Genomic DNA, 16,008 nt, shown 5'->3' on the forward strand with positions numbered 1-16,008 from the left:
ACCCTGAGGAGACGCAATGAAAGCCGTGACGTGGCAAGGACGTCGGGACGTCCGCGTGGACACCGTCCCCGACCCGACGATCAAGGACCCTTCCGACGTGATCGTCCGCGTCACGTCGACCGGCATCTGCGGTTCCGACCTCCACCTGTACGAAGTGCTCGGCGCGTTCCTCACGCCGGGCGACATCCTCGGCCACGAGGCGATGGGCGTCGTCGAGGAGGCGGGGCCCGACGTGCGGACCCTCAAGGTCGGCGACCGCGTCGTCGTCCCGTTCAACGTCTCCTGCGGCACGTGCTTCATGTGCGGGCAAGGCCTGCACTCGCAGTGCGAGACCACCCAGAACCGCGACCAGGGCACCGGCGGCTCGCTGTTCGGATACACCCGCCTGTACGGGCAGGTCCCCGGCGGGCAGGCCGAGTTCGTCCGGGTGCCGTTCGCCGACCACCTGCCGATCAAGGTCCCCGACGGCCCGCCGGACGACCGCTTCGTGTTTCTGTCCGACGTGCTGCCCACCGCGTGGCAGGCCGTCGCGTACGCCGACGTGCCGACCGGCGGAACGCTGGCCGTGCTCGGCCTCGGACCGATCGGCGAGATGGCCGCCCGCATCGCGCTCCACCGCGGCGACGTACGCGTGTTCGGTGTCGACCTCGTCCCCGAACGCCTGCGCCGCGCCGAGGAACGCGGGGTCGAGGTGCTGGACCTGCGCGACCACGACAACGTCGCCGACGCGGTGCGCGACCTGACGGAGGGCCGCGGGCCCGACGCGGTCATCGACGCGGTCGGCATGGAGGCGCACGGCGCGCCGATCGCCAAGGCCGCGCAGCAACTGACCGGCCTGCTCCCGGACAAGGTGGCCGAGAAGGTCATGCGCAAGGCCGGCGTCGACCGGCTCAGCGCGCTTCACACCGCGATCGACATGGTCCGGCGCGGCGGCACGATCTCGGTCGTCGGCGTGTACGGCGGCATGACCGACCCGATGCCCATGCTCACGCTGTTCGACAAGCAGATCCAACTACGGATGGGGCAGGCCAACGTACGCCGCTGGACCGACGACATCCTTCCGCTGCTCGCCGACGACGACCCGCTCGGCACCGAGCAGTTCGCCACCCACCACCTGCCGCTGGGCCAGGCCGCGGACGCGTACGAGATGTTCCGCGGCAAGAGCGACGGCGCTGTCAAGGTGCTGTTGCGGCCATGATCGGCCCGTACCCCGCCGCGACGGGAGACGCGGCTCTTCGGATGCCCGACGAGACATTGGAGGACGAACCGCCGATGGAGCCCGGGCCGCCTGTGCTGACGCTCGATCTCGACGAGACCGCCGGGGCCGTGCGGCGGGCGCGCGACCTGACCGCGCAAGTCCTCACGGACCCCGATCCCGCGGTCGCCGAGGAGACCGTACGCGACGTGGTCATGGTGGTTGCCGAATTGGTGTCCAATGCCCACCGCCACGCCCCGGGCCCGTACCGCCTCACGGTCTCGGTCGCGACGGACGCCGTCAAAGTGTCGATGCGGGACGGCGGACGCACGTGGCTTGCCGCGGTACCGGACGAACGGCCGCCCGGCGGATTCGGCCTCCTCGTGGTGCGCCGCCTCAGCCGTACGCTCGACCTGCGGACCGTCCCGGACGGCAAGGTGATCACCGCCGTCGTCACCCGGCGGCCCTGACCAGCGCGGCGGTCCGGCTCACCGACCCTCGACGCAGGTGGGCCGGCGGGTACGGGCCGCCGGACGGATGCCCGCAAGCGATGAACACATGAAAATCAATTCATGCATTCCTTGACGTGCATCCCGGCGGGGAGCATGGTGGTCGGAAGGGTTCCACTCGACTCGCCAGGAGACTCCTGCCATGTCGCGTCCACATTCCCCGCCGCCCCGCGTCGGCATCGACGTCACCGGCCTCCCGCCGCTGGAGATGCGCACCGAGCACGACCCCGAGCGTGCCGTCGTGCACCTCGCAGGGGAGATCGACCAGGACAACGCGGCCCACCTGCGCAGCGCACTGGACAGAGCGTTGAACCGGCGGCCGTCCGGGCTGCACCTGGACGCCGCCGGGGTGTCGTTCTGCGACTCCGCCGGGCTGCACGCCCTGCTCCGGGTACGCGACCACGCCCAGCACGCCGGGGTCGCGCTGACGCTGACGCCCAGCCGCCAGCTGAAACGCCTGCTGCAGATCACCGGCACCGCGGTCCTCTTCCGTACCGACGGCGCCCCCGCCGACACTCTTCCCCCGGCCGGCGCCGCCGCCCGCCCGCGGCGAACCGGCTGACCCTGCCACGTACGCCCCTTCCCGCCCCCGGAGCATCACGGTGACCGCCCCGCCGCCTAGACCGGCCTTGGACCGCACCCAACTGGGCGCCCTGCGCCACGCCCTGCACGGCGCCATGTACCCGGCCAGGCCGAGCCAACTTGCCGCACATGCCCGCGCCCGACATGCCTCCGAAGCCGTCGTACGCGCTCTGGCGGCCTTGCCGGACCGCCCCATCGTGGGTCCCGACCAGGTCTGCATGACCCTCATCGGCCGCTTCGCCCAGAACGAGTGCGGCCCCTGAGCGGCCGCCGCATCACCTTCCACGCCGTCGCCGCAAAGCATCCTCGGTGTTGCCGCCCGCAGGTGGACCGCGCGCGTCGCAACACGCTTGATGTTGATCGTTTTTGACTGCGCGTGGCGCACCTTCCGGACGGACGCCTCTGCCTACCGTGAGGTCATCCGGGGAGGCGTACGGCGATACACAAGCCGCACGGTCCTCCACCCGCGTGCCTCACTCCCCCGACCGGGCGCGCGGCCTCCCCGCTCGGCGGCCCGGACGCTTCCCCGGCATCCGGGCCGCCGCACCCGCGGCCGTGGCTGCGCGGCCAACTGGCGGGTGCGAGCCGCAACCAAGGCGTGACCGACGCCGAGGGGACCTGCGGCGCCTCGGCTCGTTGGACCTGGGTGTGGAGACAATGGAGACAAAGCGTCACGCGACGAATCAGGCGAGCCGGATGGCGCTCGCACACGCCGGCTACGCGGCCGCGGTCGGCGAGGCACTCGCCCCGCTGGTCGAGCACGTATCCGTGGTCGCCCACCACTCCCCCGGCTGCGCGGTGACCGCCGAAGGCGGCACCGACGCCGAGGTACCGGTGCTGGGCATCGTGATCGAGGTCCACGACGGCCCCGAACCGGCCCCGGGATGCGACCACCCGCCCGCCTGGCTGCGGCTCTGCTGGGACGAACTCGCCGGGTGGCGGTACGTGTTCCCGCACGAGGTCGGCCAGTTCGCGCCGGAGGACGGGCACCCGCTGATGGACGCGAAGGTGCCCGAACCACGCGATCTCGCCGGGTGGCTCGCCGTCGTGATCCGCCCGCACTCCGCGGAGTGGTACGACGCCGAGACCGAACCGGCCGAGGACATGCCCCTGACCGCCGAACTCGCCGAACTGGTCGACGAGGGCGCCCTCACCGCGTACTTGGCAGCGCAACTGGCGGTGTACGCGGCAAACTGACTCCCCGACGGCGCGGCGCCGGGCCGGACGTCCAGCTCCACGCGGCCGAAAGCCGCCGCGGGGCGGAATCCTTGTGCTCGCCGCGGCCGTCGCCGACAACGACCTGCGGCTGCGGCTGCGGCTGCGGCTGCGGCTGCGGCTGCGGCTGGTCAACGACGAACTCGGCTACCTGACGACCCGCGCTGCCCACGCGCACCAACTCCGCGTGTGGGCGGGCCTCGCCGGGCCGCGGTCACTCCCAGGTCACTCCCAGACGGTGGCTTCAAATGTGACCGACTTGCGCGTGGGAGCGTTGGTGATGCGCAGGTAGGCAGTGTGACCCTCGTCGGTTTGGATGCACAGCCGCATGCCCTGGGCCAGTTCGCCGCTCGTGGAGGTGCCGCGCTTGGCGATGGCCTGATTGCAGTCGTCCCGGGTCGGGTCCCGGCCTTCGGACGGGGCGACCGCCATGACGTCGCCGGAGCGGGGCGGACCGAGCGTCAGGTCCGGGAGGTTGAATCCGACGAACGCGTCGACGCCCTTGCCCGAGGGCTGGGCGGTCGGCGAGGGGCTGTCCAGGTCGATGTAGTCGGCGTCCTCGCTCAGCGTGATGCGCGTCGGCCCGGCGAGCACTTTCGCGGGCCCGCTCCCCGCGGGCGGGACCGCGGAGTTGGACGCCGGGGGCGGGTTTCCGCCACCCGAGGCGGCGGGCGCCGGTAGCGCGGTGTTCGTCGACTGCGCCTTGTCGTCGTCGTCCGAACCGGAGTTTGTGGCCAACTGGATCGAGACCACGATCCCCGCCACGGGGATCACGATCCCCACGACCCACCAGGCCCATTTCGGCTGATCGCTCACAACACTCCCCGCATGCACACGTCGTCCAGGCTCGGCGAGACTAGCAATGCCTCCAGCCTGCCGAGCCGACCCCGGACCGTGCCGCGTCCCGTGTCGGGGCCGCTCCAGGGGTGTTCCGCGCCTGCTCCGGGCCCGTTCGACATCACGCCTAGTGGCATCAAGCGAGCCCCGAGCCCGGCGGCGCGCGACGGCCGGAAGCGGTGTGTCGGAGTGTGGGCGTGTCGGCGCGACAACCCGTACAACCCGACGACGCGACTGTCAGGCGAGCCCCGAGGCCGTGAGCGGATTCCAGCCGTCCGCGGCGAGCACACCTTGGAGTTGGCGGCGGCGGACGCCGACGTTGCCGCCTTCGAAGATGGGATAGGCGGTCGCGTTCAGGAGGTGATGGATGAGGGGGAACTCGCGGTTGTACGCCTGGACCCCGACGACCTGGATCAGCCCGTGGATCACCTCGACCGCGGTCTCGGATCCGAAGACCTTGGCGTGCAAGGCAAGTTCGAGGCCCGCCGGGTCGCCGGAGGCGACCGCGTCGAGGGCCCGCCAGGACAGCAGCCGGGTCGCCTCGATCCTGCCCTTGGCGTCGCTCAGCAGGTCCGCCACCGGGCGGTGGTCGATGATCGGCACGCCGCCGCCGCGGGTCTGCTCCTTGGCGAAGCGGAACGCGATGTCGAAGGCCGCCCGCATGGACGCGGTGGCCATGACGCCGACCGCGGCCGAGGTCGTGGCGAACGCCAGGTGGGCCAGGTCGGGGCCCATGCCTTCCGCGCCGATGAGGTTGCCGCGGGGGACGCGGACGCCGTCGAGGCGTACCCGCTGCGTGAGGTGGCCACGCAGCCCGGGAAGGTCCATGGTTTCCAGGAGTTTGAGATTGTCGGCGGTGAAGTGCTCGTGTTCGACGCCGATCAGCGACACGCCACCGGGTGTACGACAGGCCACCACCATCAGTTCCGGGCCGCTGCCGTCCCAACCGGCCAGGTTCGCCGACCACTGCTTCTCCCCGCTGATGACCCAGGAGTCGCCGTCGAGGTCCGCGGTCGTCCGGATCCCCTCGGCCGGCGGCGGGGCGGCGAAGTTGGCGGTGCCGGACGGCTCGCTGAGCGCCATCACCGCCTGCGGCGCGCCCTCGTCGGCCAGGAACGGCGCCAGGAACCGCTGCGTCTGCTCCGGGTCGCCGCCGAAGTACACCGGCGTGAGCGCCAGCAGGACGCCGCCCATGCCCGCCACGAAGTCCGGCATGACCGTGGCGAGTTCCTCGACCACGATGGCGACGTCGACGCCGTTGCGCAGCGACCCGCCGAAGCCCTCGGGGATCATCGCCTTGACCAGCCCCGCCCGGACGGCCGCCTCGTGGGCGGGCCGGACCAGCAGCGCGGCCTCGTGCGGATCCGCGGTGCCGCGCACCCGATCGACCAGCGGGGCGAGATTCTCTCGCGCGAATTCCCTTGCCTGGAGCTTGAGTTCGACCTGCTCAGGGGAGAGCGAGAATCCGACGGCCATGGGTTGTTCCTCCTGCACGGTGGCTGGGGTCAACGGGGTCGGTGCCGGGCGTGCTCCGCCACGCCGGAATCGCCGCCACGGCGGTCGGTCCACAACACGGGCGGCTCCCTGCGGAATCGGTGCGCGCATTGCCTGGTCGCTGTGCGGCCTCTACCGGTTCTATCAGCACTCGAACCACCGGACCGCCCCCCAACACGCTTGATTTCCAAGCTGGTTGCCGCCACATGCACCCCGGAGCGTGGTCCGGACCCACAAAGCGCGCAAAGAACTTACCCACTGGTACGCGCCCACGCCGGGCTCGAACTGCGCAAAGGTGGCAAATGACGGGTCAGAGATCAGGAACAGGGTGCGTATGTCGGTGCGAACAGCCGTCGTTGTGGTCACCGCGTGGCTGCTGCTCGGGGTGACGGGTTGCACGGCATCGAACGGGACCTCGTCGTCCGCGGCTTCGGCGGCGGGGCCGGAAGCCTCGACGCCTCCCCCGCGGTCCGGGTCGGCAGGCACGGGGACCCCGTCGACCGGCACGCTCCCCTACCTGGACTGCGGGGACGCGCTCGAATTCACCTCCCCCGACCCGGCGGCGGCACCGTACGCCGGACCGCCACCCCACCTGACCGTCGGCGAGGCCACTTCTTCGCTGCCGCGGGAGTGGGTGGCGTACGACAAGGCGAGGACACGCTGGGACTGGGAAGTGCCGCGGGCGCAACTGCTGGTGTGTGAGACCGGTGTGCGCAAGCGCGGTGACACCCTGCTCAGGGAGTGCACGGACACCATCCCCAACGTGGACCTGTACGCGGCGACGTACACCTTCACCGTCTACGAATTGAAGACCGGCCGGCAGGTTGCCGCGGTCGAGATCGACAGCGACTCCGTCGATCCCAAAGGCGCCGCGGTGGGCTGCCCGGCGGCCTTCACGTACCAGGTCGGGCAGGGCGCTCCGTCCTTCTATCAGGCCGTCTCCGAGGAGACCTTGACCGAACGACTGCGCCCCCTGGTCATGGCAGCCCTCTGACGCCCCGCCCGCCGGGCCGTGCGCGCCGCGGGGCGGACCGTCATGGGAAGACGGTGCAGATGGGGATGGGCGGCCGGCACCTCACGCGGTGCGTGGCCCGGCTCCGGAACCAGACGGTGGCGGCGCAGCACAGTGGCGACGACGACGGTCATGGAGAGCCAGGCGAAGTGGTCACCGATGCACTTTCGGGCCCCTGAGCCGAAGGGGGCGTACGCGCCCTTCGGCAGCGCGGCGGACTGTGGGGCGAGCCACCGGTCCGGGCGGAAGGCCAGCGGATCGTCGTAGAGGCGGGCGTCGCGGTGGATGGCGTAATGGCTGACGACGAACTCGGCCCCGGGCGGGACCGGGATGCCGGCGACGACCGCGGGGGCGTTGCTGCGGCGCGTGATCAGCGCCAGCGGGTACAGGGCCGAGGATTTCGGGAGGTGCGGGAGTTTCGGGGCGGCCCGACGCTTCAGGAGGGACGCGCGCGCCGGACCGGATGCGCCTCATGTGTCCCGTCCCGCGCGCGGCAAGCCGCCGTCCAACTGCCACCACCACGAGATCGAGGCGAGCTGCGCGGGTAGGTCGCCGGTCGCGGTGGGCTCGTCCCGGTAGAGCGCCGCGGCGCCTGGTTCGGTCCGGTATCGGTGGCTGCCCAGGGCCCAGTCGAGGTTCGCGCGCATCCACTGCCCGAGACCGAGCAGATAGTTGCGCAGTTCGGGGCCGGCGTCCCGGTACACGGCGTCGCGGAGTTCGAGGAATCGGCACATGACGGTGTCACGCAGGTTCCCCGCACTCCACGAGCCTGTGGGCCATTCGGGGTATTCCGCTAGCCGTCCGTGTCGCGTGAACGGCCCCTGACAAAGGCCCCGTTGCCACATGTCCAAGGCCCCGAGTTCCGGTGGGACTTTCGCTTTGCAAGGAACAATACGCTACGTTTCACCGGAAACATTGGAGCACGGACGGCCGGGGTTTTTGCGCGATGGAAGCGATGGGCGCGGGCACTCTCTTGGCCCCCCAATTATTCGTAGGTTCCGATATCCGACCGCTCGGATCCGGAGAATTCCGGTCCGGTGTCCCGGGATTCGACGGGGCGCTTGACAACGGAAACCGCGACGACGGGGACCGCGAGGGCGCGCCGTGACTCCACCTACGTCGACGACTCCGGCAACAGAGCGAACTGCGGGCGAGCGAACCGCCGCGGTCCCCGTGCCGAACCGGCCCCGGGCCGCGGCACGCTGGGTCGGCCGCGCCCCGGCGCGGATCCGCCCGTACCTCGAACTCATGCGGCTGGACCGGCCGATCGGCACGTGGCTCGTCGTGCTCCCGGGCTGGATCGCCCTTGCGCTGACCGCCGAACTCCCGGCTCAGGCGTGGTTGTTGGTGCTCGTGCTCGGCCATGGGGCGCTCATGCGTGCGGCCGGGTGCACCGTCAACGACATCGTCGACCGCCGCTTCGACGCACAGGTGCCGCGTACCGCCGACCGGCCCCTGGCCGCCGGGCGGATCACCGTGCGCGGGGCGTGGCTGCTGTTCGCCGCACAAATGGTCGTGGCCTTGGCGGTCCCGCTCGTGGCGGGGGCGGCCGTCTTCTGGTTGACGGCCGCCAGTTGGGTGCCGATGATCGCCTATCCGTTCATGAAACGGATCACCAACTGGCCGCACGTATGGCTGGGTTTCACGCTCACGATTTACGTACCGGTCGCGTGCGTCGCGGCGACCGGTGAATTTGGCGCCCCCGGAATCGCGCTGTACCTGGGCCTGGTGTGTTGGTCGATCGGCTGTGACATCGTGTACGCCCATCAGGACCGCGAGGCCGACAAGATCGCCGGAGTACGCTCCGCCGCGGTCCGTCTCGGCGACCGCACCGTGCCCTTGGTCGCCGCCCTCTATGCGGCCACGGTCGCCGGCATCGCCGTGGCGGGCGCGCTGGCCGGCCTCGGGGTGTTGTTCTGGCCGCTGCTCGCGGTCGCCGGACTTCACCTGGCCCGTCAGCTCCGCGGCCTGGACACCGCCGACCCGGCGGTGTGCCATCGGGCGTTCCTCTCGAACGCCCCGTTCGCCGCACTGGTGCTGGCCGCCGTGCTCGCCGGGCGCGCGCTGTGACGCGGATCGCGGTCGTCGGCGGCGGCATCGCGGGCCTGACCCTCGCCGTCGCCGCCCACCGGGCCGGCCTGGCCGTCACCGTCCACGAACAGGCGGCCGAGCCCTCGGAAGGCGAGGCCGGTCTGCAACTGAGCCCCAACGCGGTACGCCTTCTCGACCGCCTCGGAGCGGGCCCCGCGCTGCGCGACACCGCGTGCCGACCCGCGTCGATGGAGTTCCTGCGCTGGCGGGACGGCGACGTACTGCTGCGGGTCCCTGTGCGCCCCGGGTACGCCGAGCGGTTCGGTGCGGACCACCACACGTTGCGGCGGGCGGACCTGCGCCGCATGCTGGCCGCCCTGCTGCCCGCCGGGGTGCTGCGGACCGGCAGCCGGTGCACGGGCGTCGAGGAGTCCGAGGACCGGGTCCGCGCGTCGTTCGCCGACGGATCGTCGGTCGACGCGGATGTGCTCGTCGGCGCCGACGGCCTGCGCTCGGTGCTGCGCGAACACACGAACCCCGGGTGTACGCCGAGGCATTCGGGAATGGACGCGTACCGGGGCGTGGCGGTCCGCGGGCCGGCGGACCGGGGCTCGGAGACGGCCGTCAGGCTGTGGATCGGACGTGACCGGCATTTCCTGTGCTACCCGATGGACGCGGGACGGCTCCTCAACGTCGTCGCGGTGCTGCCCGGGACCGCTATGCCGTCGGCCGTCGCCGGGGACCACTCGGTCGACAGCAGCGGCGGGGTTGACGCGGATGACCGGGTTGACGGCGTCGGCGGGGCCGGCAGGCCTGGTCGGCCGGGCGCGCCCGGCGGACCAGGGCGCGTCCCGTCCGCGGACCTGGCGGACGCCTTCGCGGGCTGGGACCCGGAGGTGGCCGCAACCGTCCTCGCCTGCCCCGGGTTCCACCGGTGGCCGCTGTACGACCTGGACCCGCTCGCCACATGGAGCACGGGCCGTACGACCCTGATCGGCGACGCGGCCCATCCGATGCTGCCGCACCAGGCCCAGGGTGCCTGCCAGGCCATCGAGGACGCGGTCGCGCTCGCCACGCTGCTCGGTCATGCGGGCCGCATCGGCGTCCCGGAAGCACTGCGGCGCTTCCACTCCCTGCGGGGGCCGCGCACCGCCCGCGTCCAGGCGCAGTCCAGGGACTACGCGTCGCTCATGCACTCCCCGCAAGGCGCCGAACTGGCGGCCAGTCTCGCCCCCGAGGACCTGATCGCGCGTCTCGCGGAGACGTACGGCCACGACGCCGAGGCCCAGGCGCAGGCGGCCGCTCTCGCGTGAGGCCCGCTTCCGGTCCGCCGCGTCAGCCGCTCCGCCACGCGATCCGATCCGATCCGATTCGCTCCGCCACCGCCACCGCCACCGCCACCGCCACCGACGCAAGGACTCCTTCGCCATGCCCACCGGCCCGTCGGACGCCGCCCCGGCGATGTCCCCCGACTACCTCGTGCAACTCGGACTCGGCTTCACCGCCTCCAAGACCTTCCTCAGCGCGGTCGAACTGGGCGTGTTCGACGAACTCGCCCGCGAGGGCGGCCTCGACGCACACGCCCTGGCCGAGACGCTGGGCATCCACCGGCGTTCCGCACGCGACTTCTTCGACGCCCTCGTCGCGCTCGGGCTCCTGGAACGCGACGGCGGCCGCTACGCGAACACCGCACTCACGGACCATTTCCTGGACCGCGGCAAGCCCACGTACATCGGTGACGGCCTCGCGATGGCCAACGCCAGGCTCTACGGATTCTGGGGAGGACTGACCACCGCCCTCCGGACCGGCCGACCGCAGAACGAGGGGCGCGACAGCGGCGACACGTATTCGGCGATCTACCAGGACCCGGAACGCGCCCGCCTCTTCCAGCGGGCGATGACCCAGCTCTCCATGCCGTCGATCGACGCGTTGGCCGGGCGGACGACGTTCTGGAAGCAGTACCGGACCGTCGCCGACATCGGGGCGGGTGACGGCGGCCTGTTGCGCCGACTCCTCCTCGACCAGCCGCACTTGACCGGCGTCGGATTCGATCTACCTGCATCCGCACAGGTGTTCGCGGAGGATGTCGCGGAAGCGGGTCTCGCCGAGCACGTCTCCTTCCGTGCCGGCGACCTGCGTACCGATCAACTCCCGCACGCCAACGTGCTCGTGCTGGGGCACATGCTGCACGACTGGGACGCGGCGGCCAAGCGCGACCTGGTCGCCAAGGCGTACGCGGCACTGCCCGACGGCGGGGCGCTGGTCGCCTTCGAGTCGTTCCTCGACGACGACCGGCGGAGGAACGCCACGGCACTGTTGCTGAGCCTGAACGTCCTCATCGAGACGCCGGGCGGCGCGGCCTGCACCGCCGCCGAGTGCCGTGCGCTCCTGGAGGAGGTGGGCTTCCGGGAGACCCGGAGCGAGCACCTGGCCGGTCCCGAGTCCATGGTGGTCGGCATCAAATGACCGACGCCGCCCGGGTCCTGCTGATCGACAACCACGATTCCTACACCTACAACGTCTTCCAATTGCTCGCATCCGTGTTCGGGGGCGAACCCGACGTGGTCACCAACGACGACAGCCGTTGGAGCGGGCTCGATCTCGACGCGTACGACGCCGCGGTGGTGTCGCCCGGGCCCGGACAACCGGGCCGCGCGGCGGACTTCGGGCACTCGGCGACCGTCTTCGAGCACGGCGGCATTCCGGTGCTCGGGGTGTGCCTGGGGCACCAAGGGCTCGGCGCGGCCGCCGGGGCACGGGTCGTACCGGCGCCGCACCCCCGGCACGGACACCTCAGCACGGTCACCCACAGCGGCGACGGCCTCTTCGCCGGAATCCCGCAAGGGTTCACCGCGGTCCGCTACCACTCGCTTTGCCTGGCCGAGCCGCTTCCGCCGGAACTCGACGTGCTCGCGAGCGCGGAGGACGGCGTCGTGATGGCCGTGCGCCATCGCGTTCTGCCGTGGTGGGGCGTGCAGTTCCACCCCGAATCGGTGGCATCCGAGCACGGCGCGCAGCTCGTGGCGAACTTCCGTGTTCTGGCGGGCGTTTCAAACCAAGGCCGAGCCAGAGCGACTCGTGCGGCAGCCGTACCTCCACGCGTTCGCCCCGTGTCCGCCGCCACGCTCCCGACCACGCCGAGGCTCACGCCCGCGCCCATCTCCTCCCCCACGCCCACGGGTCAGATCCCGAGGCCGGCCGCGGCGCCGGACCCGACGGTTGTGACGTCACCAGCTGTCGTACCGCCGCTCAGGATCCGCAGCACCAGCCTGCCCCGGGAGGTGGACACCCAGGCCGTATTCGACCGGCTGTACGGGGACCGCGATCCGCACCCGGTGTTCTGGCTGGACAGCGCGCGCACCGACAGCCGGGCCGGGCGGTTCTCGTTCCTCGGCGACACCTCCGGCCCGCGCGGCGAACTCCTCGACTACACCGTCGGGCACGACCAAGTCACCGTACACCGACCCGGGTTCAGCGCCGCCGTGCGGCCCGGCGGCATCTTCGACGTACTGCCCGAGCGCCTGCGCGAACGCACCGTCGAACCGTCCGATGACCTGCCGTTCGACTTCCAGGGCGGCTACGTCGGCTACCTCGGCTACGAGCTCAAGTCCGACTGCGGCGCGTCGGCGAACCGGCACGTCGCCGCCGGACCCGATGCCCAATGGATGTTCTGCGACCGCTTTGTGGCCGTCGACCACCAGGAGCGCCGCACGTACGCGGTCGCCCTGTGCGACGCGGGCGACGAAGCCGACCAGGCCGCCGCGCAGGCCTGGCTGGACGCAACAGCCCGGTCACTGACCGGCCTTCCCGATGCCGCCGTCCCCACTGAACCCACGGATCCGGACGCCCCGGGCGATCCGACCGCCTACGCCACCGCTCCCCCCGACCCGTCCGCATCCGGCATGTCCGGTGCCACGACCCGCAGATCCGAACGCCAGTACCTCGCGGACATCGCGACGTGCCGGCAACGCCTCGCCGAGGGCGAGAGTTACGAGATCTGCCTGACCGACACCCTCACCGCGCCCGCGCCCGCCGACCCCGCCGCGTACTACCGGCGTCTGCGGGCGCTCAGCCCGGCACCGTACGCGGCCCTGCTGAAGTTCGCGGACACCCAGGTCATGAGCGCCTCGCCGGAGCGCTTCCTGCGCGTCGACCGGCACCGCGTCGCGGAGAGCCGCCCGATCAAGGGGACCGCGCCGCGTGGCCCCGACCCGGCGACCGACGAGGCGCTGCGCAGCGCGCTGCAGACCGACCCCAAGACACGCGCCGAGAACCTGATGATCGTCGACCTGGTGCGCAACGACCTGGGCCGCGTCTGCACGGTCGGCTCGGTCGAGGTGGACGGCTTCCTGGCGACGGAGACCTATGCGACCGTCCACCAACTGGTCTCCACCATCCGGGGCACGCTGCGCCCCGACGTCGACGCGGTGGCCTGCGCGCGGGCCTGCTTCCCCGGCGGTTCGATGACGGGTGCGCCGAAGCTGCGCACGATGGAGATCATCGACTCGCTCGAAACCGGTCCACGGGGTGTCTACTCCGGGGCGCTGGGCTACTTCTCCGCGTCCGGGACGGCCGACCTCGCGATCGTGATCCGCACCGCCGTCCTCCGGGGCGACGTGCTCAGCATCGGCGCCGGCGGCGCCATCGTGCTCGCCTCCGAACCCGCCGACGAGTACGCCGAGATGCGCCTCAAAGCCGCCACCACCCTGCGTCCCCTGACAGACCACCACACCCTGTCGGCCGGCAACCCAGGCTGAGCCGATGCCCGGGGGTACGTCGCCTGGCGGCACCACGCGGCGCCTGGGCCGCTGATGCCTGTGCTGCACCTCGTCGCGCGGTCTCTCGGCGGGGTCCTGGCCGGGGAGTCGAGCGAGCCGACGGCGGGTGCGGGCGGCTGCGGTGGGGCGCTTGGTGTAGTACCTACACAAAATAGGTAACAGATTCGTTTCGGGGGTGTGTTCTCTGGACGCTACGTCTAGTGTGTGCACACTTCATCTCGCAAGACGGTGCGTGTCGGCGGGGGATCGGGCACGCGTGCAATCGTCTGCGTCCTGCTCAGGTTCAAGGTCCCGGCGCCGGCCGGGATCCGCACTTCAGTACGACCGGAACGGCCGCGGCCAGGCCGCGATGCACGTGCAACGAGGAGGCAGGAACCGTGTCCAAGGCGATATCGAGAAGCCGGAGCCGACGGGCCGCGCGGCGCCCCGCCCGGGTGCTCTTCGGCCTGGCGGCCCTCGGGCTACTGGTGAGCGGGTGTGGGGGAGGCGGGGACGACGACGCGGGGCCGTCGGAGGCCGGCTCGCAGGGGCCGGCGAAGGCCGGCGGCAAGCTCACGATGCTGGCGGTGCAGGATTCCGCCGGTCTCGACCCGTTCGGGGTGTCGAACGTGGCGCTGGCGGACGAGCCGCGGATGGCGGCGCTGTACGACCCGTTGTTCTTCATCGATGCCAAGTCGCACCAGGTCACCGGGCACTTGGGCGAGTCCTTGACGACCGCCGACGGTGGCTCGACGTGGACGATGAAGCTGCGCCCCGGGGTGGTCTTCAGCGACGGGACGCCGTTCGACGCGGCCGCGGTCAAGGCGAACTACGACAAGCACGCGGACATGGCGACGCGCTCGGTGCACATCGCCGTGGCAAGCGGCTTGAAGGCCGAAGTCGTCGACCCGCTGACCGTCAAGCTCACCGCGGTCGGCGCGCCCAACCCCAATCTGGACCGCGCCGTGGCGACCGAACTCACGTACATCATGGCGCCGTCGGCGATCGCCAAGGGGCCGGAGAGTTACAAGTCCGACCCGGTCGGAGCGGGCCCGTTCGTGCTCAAGAACTGGGTGCGCGGCGCCGAGCAGGTCTTCGAGCGCAACCCGAACTACTGGCAGAAGGACAAGGGGTTGCCCAAGCTCGACCAGCTCACGATCAAGAGCGTCCCGGACATCCGGCAGCAGTTCAACTCCGTGAAGTCCGGGCAGGCGGACCTGTTCCTCAGTTCGGACGGCAAGGTCCTCGAGGACGCGAAGAAGGACCTGAACCTCGTCGAATTCGCCACCGACGGCGGCCAGATGGTGCAGTTCAACCTCAAGAAGGCGCCGTTCGACGACGTGCGCGCGCGCAAGGCGGTCACGCTCGCCCTGGACGCCGCCGACATCCCGAAAACGTTGAACAACGGGTACGTGCCGGCGAAGAGCTTCTTCAACGCCACCAGCCCGTTCGTCGACCCGGCCGTCACCCAGGCGGCGCAGAACAAAGCCGAGGCGCAACGCCTGTTCGACGAACTGGCCGCCGAGGGCAAGAAGGTGGACTTCGGCTACCTCATCCCGCAGAACCCCTCGTCGGCGGCCGTCGCGGAGTACATGCAAAGCCGGCTCAAGGAGTTCTCCAACGTCTCCATGCGGATCGAACCGCTGGAGATCGGCGCGTACATCGCCAAGTACGCGATCCAGCGCGACTACCAGGCCACGCTGACCCAGATCTGGTCGGTCGACCCGGAGCCGATGCTGTACAGCTACTGGTACTCGCAGAGCCCGTTCAACCTCAGCGGATGGTCCAACCCGCAGGCGGACGCGGCGCTTGCCGCGGGGCGCGCGAGCACCGACCAGGCGGTCCGCAAGCAGGCCTACTCGGAACTGCAGAAGGCGCTGGTCGCCGATGTGCCGCTGTGGGCCTACGCCGAGTCGCTGACCGGTGCGATCTACAACGACAAGGTGACCGGCGTTGAGCACTACAACGCCGGAAACATCTTCATGGACCGCCTCGGGCTGAAGTAGGAGCCGAGACCTACTGTCGGCCGCGATGCGGGAAGGCCGCCGCCCCCTACTCGGGGGCGGCGGCCTTCTGGCGTGCATCAGTGCCGCCACCCCGTGGAACCACCCGCTGCTCCGACGACCGCGCCCCTTGCCGTAGTGGTTGAGCGAGGCGTGCGCCTTGCCGTCCGCGTCGACGCCATGCCAATCCTCCCAGATCGTCGTCGCGCCGCGGTCGACCATCGCGAGCCACGACGGCTCGGTGTCCTGGAACAGCAACTCGTAGACGGCGTCGAGGTATCCGTGGTCCGCGAGCACCGGGAGCAGGTGCGGACCACCAACGGCGCGGGCAAGTCGACGACCCGTGCCCTGCCTCGCTACCGCACCGCCTCGG

16 protein-coding genes and 1 pseudogene are annotated in these 16,008 nt (G+C 71.2%); 12 read left to right on the top strand and 5 right to left on the bottom strand.

Annotated elements, in window-relative coordinates; genetic code table 11:
* Window positions 1-16 precede the first annotated feature (16 nt).
* The 6 genes from ACWD12_RS28055 to ACWD12_RS28080 all read left to right on the top strand — a co-directional run bounded on the left by ACWD12_RS28055 (window position 17) and on the right by ACWD12_RS28080 (window position 3,793).
* Window positions 17-1,198 carry a zinc-dependent alcohol dehydrogenase gene (locus ACWD12_RS28055; protein WP_450101896.1) on the top strand — a complete coding sequence of 394 codons (1,182 nt, stop codon included), beginning with the start codon at window positions 17-19 and terminating at the stop codon, window positions 1,196-1,198.
* Window positions 1,195-1,665 (top strand): ATP-binding protein, encoded by a 471-nt coding sequence (locus ACWD12_RS28060; protein WP_450101897.1) that lies wholly within the window; start codon window positions 1,195-1,197, stop codon window positions 1,663-1,665. Before ACWD12_RS28055 ends, ACWD12_RS28060 begins: the two co-directional genes overlap by 4 nt.
* Before the next feature lie 181 nt (window positions 1,666-1,846).
* Complete coding sequence (locus ACWD12_RS28065) at window positions 1,847-2,266, top strand: STAS domain-containing protein (protein ID WP_450101898.1); 420 nt, start codon at window positions 1,847-1,849, stop codon at window positions 2,264-2,266.
* 67 nt (window positions 2,267-2,333) lie between these two features.
* On the top strand, window positions 2,334-2,549 hold the full coding sequence (locus tag ACWD12_RS28070) for a DUF2795 domain-containing protein (protein ID WP_450101899.1): 216 nt from the start codon (window positions 2,334-2,336) through the stop codon (window positions 2,547-2,549).
* 433 nt (window positions 2,550-2,982) lie between these two features.
* The gene (locus ACWD12_RS28075) at window positions 2,983-3,483 is read left to right on the top strand and encodes a hypothetical protein (RefSeq protein ID WP_450101900.1); all 501 of its coding nucleotides are present in this window, start codon (window positions 2,983-2,985) and stop codon (window positions 3,481-3,483) included.
* 73 nt (window positions 3,484-3,556) lie between these two features.
* Window positions 3,557-3,793: a hypothetical protein gene (locus ACWD12_RS28080; protein WP_450101901.1), complete on the top strand. Its 237-nt coding sequence runs from the start codon at window positions 3,557-3,559 to the stop codon at window positions 3,791-3,793.
* On the opposite strand, the gene ACWD12_RS28085 is transcribed toward ACWD12_RS28080, so the two are convergent.
* The gene (locus ACWD12_RS28085; protein WP_450101902.1) at window positions 3,727-4,317 is read right to left on the bottom strand and encodes a hypothetical protein; all 591 of its coding nucleotides are present in this window, start codon (window positions 4,315-4,317) and stop codon (window positions 3,727-3,729) included. The genes ACWD12_RS28080 and ACWD12_RS28085 overlap by 67 nt on opposite strands.
* Before the next feature lie 258 nt (window positions 4,318-4,575).
* Window positions 4,576-5,814, bottom strand: a complete 1,239-nt coding sequence (locus ACWD12_RS28090) for an acyl-CoA dehydrogenase family protein (RefSeq protein WP_450101903.1) — start codon at window positions 5,812-5,814, stop codon at window positions 4,576-4,578.
* Window positions 5,815-6,166: 352 nt separating this feature from the next.
* Between ACWD12_RS28090 and ACWD12_RS28095 the strand changes: the two genes are divergently transcribed.
* A complete protein-coding gene (locus ACWD12_RS28095; RefSeq protein WP_450101904.1) occupies window positions 6,167-6,826 on the top strand; it encodes a hypothetical protein in 660 nt (219 codons plus the stop codon).
* On the opposite strand, the gene ACWD12_RS28100 is transcribed toward ACWD12_RS28095, so the two are convergent.
* Both ACWD12_RS28100 and ACWD12_RS28105 read right to left on the bottom strand, forming a co-directional pair.
* Window positions 6,763-7,284, bottom strand: coding sequence for a cytochrome P450 (locus ACWD12_RS28100; RefSeq protein WP_450101992.1), 522 nt, complete (start codon window positions 7,282-7,284; stop codon window positions 6,763-6,765). The two genes, ACWD12_RS28095 and ACWD12_RS28100, sit on opposite strands and share 64 nt — an antisense overlap.
* Before the next feature lie 30 nt (window positions 7,285-7,314).
* Window positions 7,315-7,578, bottom strand: a complete 264-nt coding sequence (locus ACWD12_RS28105; RefSeq protein ID WP_450101905.1) for a hypothetical protein — start codon at window positions 7,576-7,578, stop codon at window positions 7,315-7,317.
* Window positions 7,579-8,017: 439 nt separating this feature from the next.
* On the opposite strand from ACWD12_RS28105, the gene ACWD12_RS28110 reads away from it, so the two are divergent.
* The 5 genes from ACWD12_RS28110 to ACWD12_RS28130 all read left to right on the top strand — a co-directional run bounded on the left by ACWD12_RS28110 (window position 8,018) and on the right by ACWD12_RS28130 (window position 15,638).
* The gene (locus tag ACWD12_RS28110) at window positions 8,018-8,914 is read left to right on the top strand and encodes a 4-hydroxybenzoate octaprenyltransferase (RefSeq protein ID WP_450101906.1); all 897 of its coding nucleotides are present in this window, start codon (window positions 8,018-8,020) and stop codon (window positions 8,912-8,914) included.
* Entirely contained in the window at window positions 8,911-10,188 is a 1,278-nt protein-coding gene (locus ACWD12_RS28115) for an FAD-dependent monooxygenase (RefSeq protein WP_450101907.1), read from the top strand. The genes ACWD12_RS28110 and ACWD12_RS28115 overlap by 4 nt, the downstream gene beginning before the upstream one ends.
* Before the next feature lie 115 nt (window positions 10,189-10,303).
* Window positions 10,304-11,341, top strand: coding sequence for a methyltransferase (locus ACWD12_RS28120; RefSeq protein ID WP_450101908.1), 1,038 nt, complete (start codon window positions 10,304-10,306; stop codon window positions 11,339-11,341).
* A complete protein-coding gene (gene pabB / locus ACWD12_RS28125; RefSeq protein WP_450101909.1) occupies window positions 11,338-13,632 on the top strand; it encodes an aminodeoxychorismate synthase component I in 2,295 nt (764 codons plus the stop codon). The genes ACWD12_RS28120 and pabB overlap by 4 nt, the downstream gene beginning before the upstream one ends.
* A 398-nt stretch (window positions 13,633-14,030) precedes the next feature.
* Complete coding sequence (locus ACWD12_RS28130) at window positions 14,031-15,638, top strand: ABC transporter substrate-binding protein (RefSeq protein ID WP_450101910.1); 1,608 nt, start codon at window positions 14,031-14,033, stop codon at window positions 15,636-15,638.
* A gap of 135 nt (window positions 15,639-15,773) precedes the next feature.
* On the opposite strand, the pseudogene ACWD12_RS28135 reads toward ACWD12_RS28130, so the two are convergent.
* Window positions 15,774-15,947: pseudogene (locus tag ACWD12_RS28135) on the bottom strand (alpha-L-rhamnosidase-related protein); the annotation flags it as partial.
* Window positions 15,948-16,008: the final 61 nt, after the last annotated feature.

This window comes from Streptodolium elevatio (genome assembly GCF_053592165.1).

Excerpts from the sequence above, each read along its gene's own strand:
- ACWD12_RS28055 (WP_450101896.1), top strand. The coding sequence starts at position 17 with ATGAAAGCCGTGACGTGGCAAGGACGTCGGGACGTCCGCGTGGACACC.
- ACWD12_RS28060 (WP_450101897.1), top strand. The coding sequence starts at position 1,195 with ATGATCGGCCCGTACCCCGCCGCGACGGGAGACGCGGCTCTTCGGATG.
- ACWD12_RS28065 (WP_450101898.1), top strand. The coding sequence starts at position 1,847 with ATGTCGCGTCCACATTCCCCGCCGCCCCGCGTCGGCATCGACGTCACC.
- ACWD12_RS28075 (WP_450101900.1), top strand. The coding sequence starts at position 2,983 with ATGGCGCTCGCACACGCCGGCTACGCGGCCGCGGTCGGCGAGGCACTC.
- ACWD12_RS28090 (WP_450101903.1), bottom strand. The coding sequence starts at position 5,814 with ATGGCCGTCGGATTCTCGCTCTCCCCTGAGCAGGTCGAACTCAAGCTC.
- ACWD12_RS28095 (WP_450101904.1), top strand. The coding sequence starts at position 6,167 with ATGTCGGTGCGAACAGCCGTCGTTGTGGTCACCGCGTGGCTGCTGCTC.
- ACWD12_RS28105 (WP_450101905.1), bottom strand. The coding sequence starts at position 7,578 with ATGTGCCGATTCCTCGAACTCCGCGACGCCGTGTACCGGGACGCCGGC.
- ACWD12_RS28120 (WP_450101908.1), top strand. The coding sequence starts at position 10,304 with ATGCCCACCGGCCCGTCGGACGCCGCCCCGGCGATGTCCCCCGACTAC.
- pabB (WP_450101909.1), top strand. The coding sequence starts at position 11,338 with ATGACCGACGCCGCCCGGGTCCTGCTGATCGACAACCACGATTCCTAC.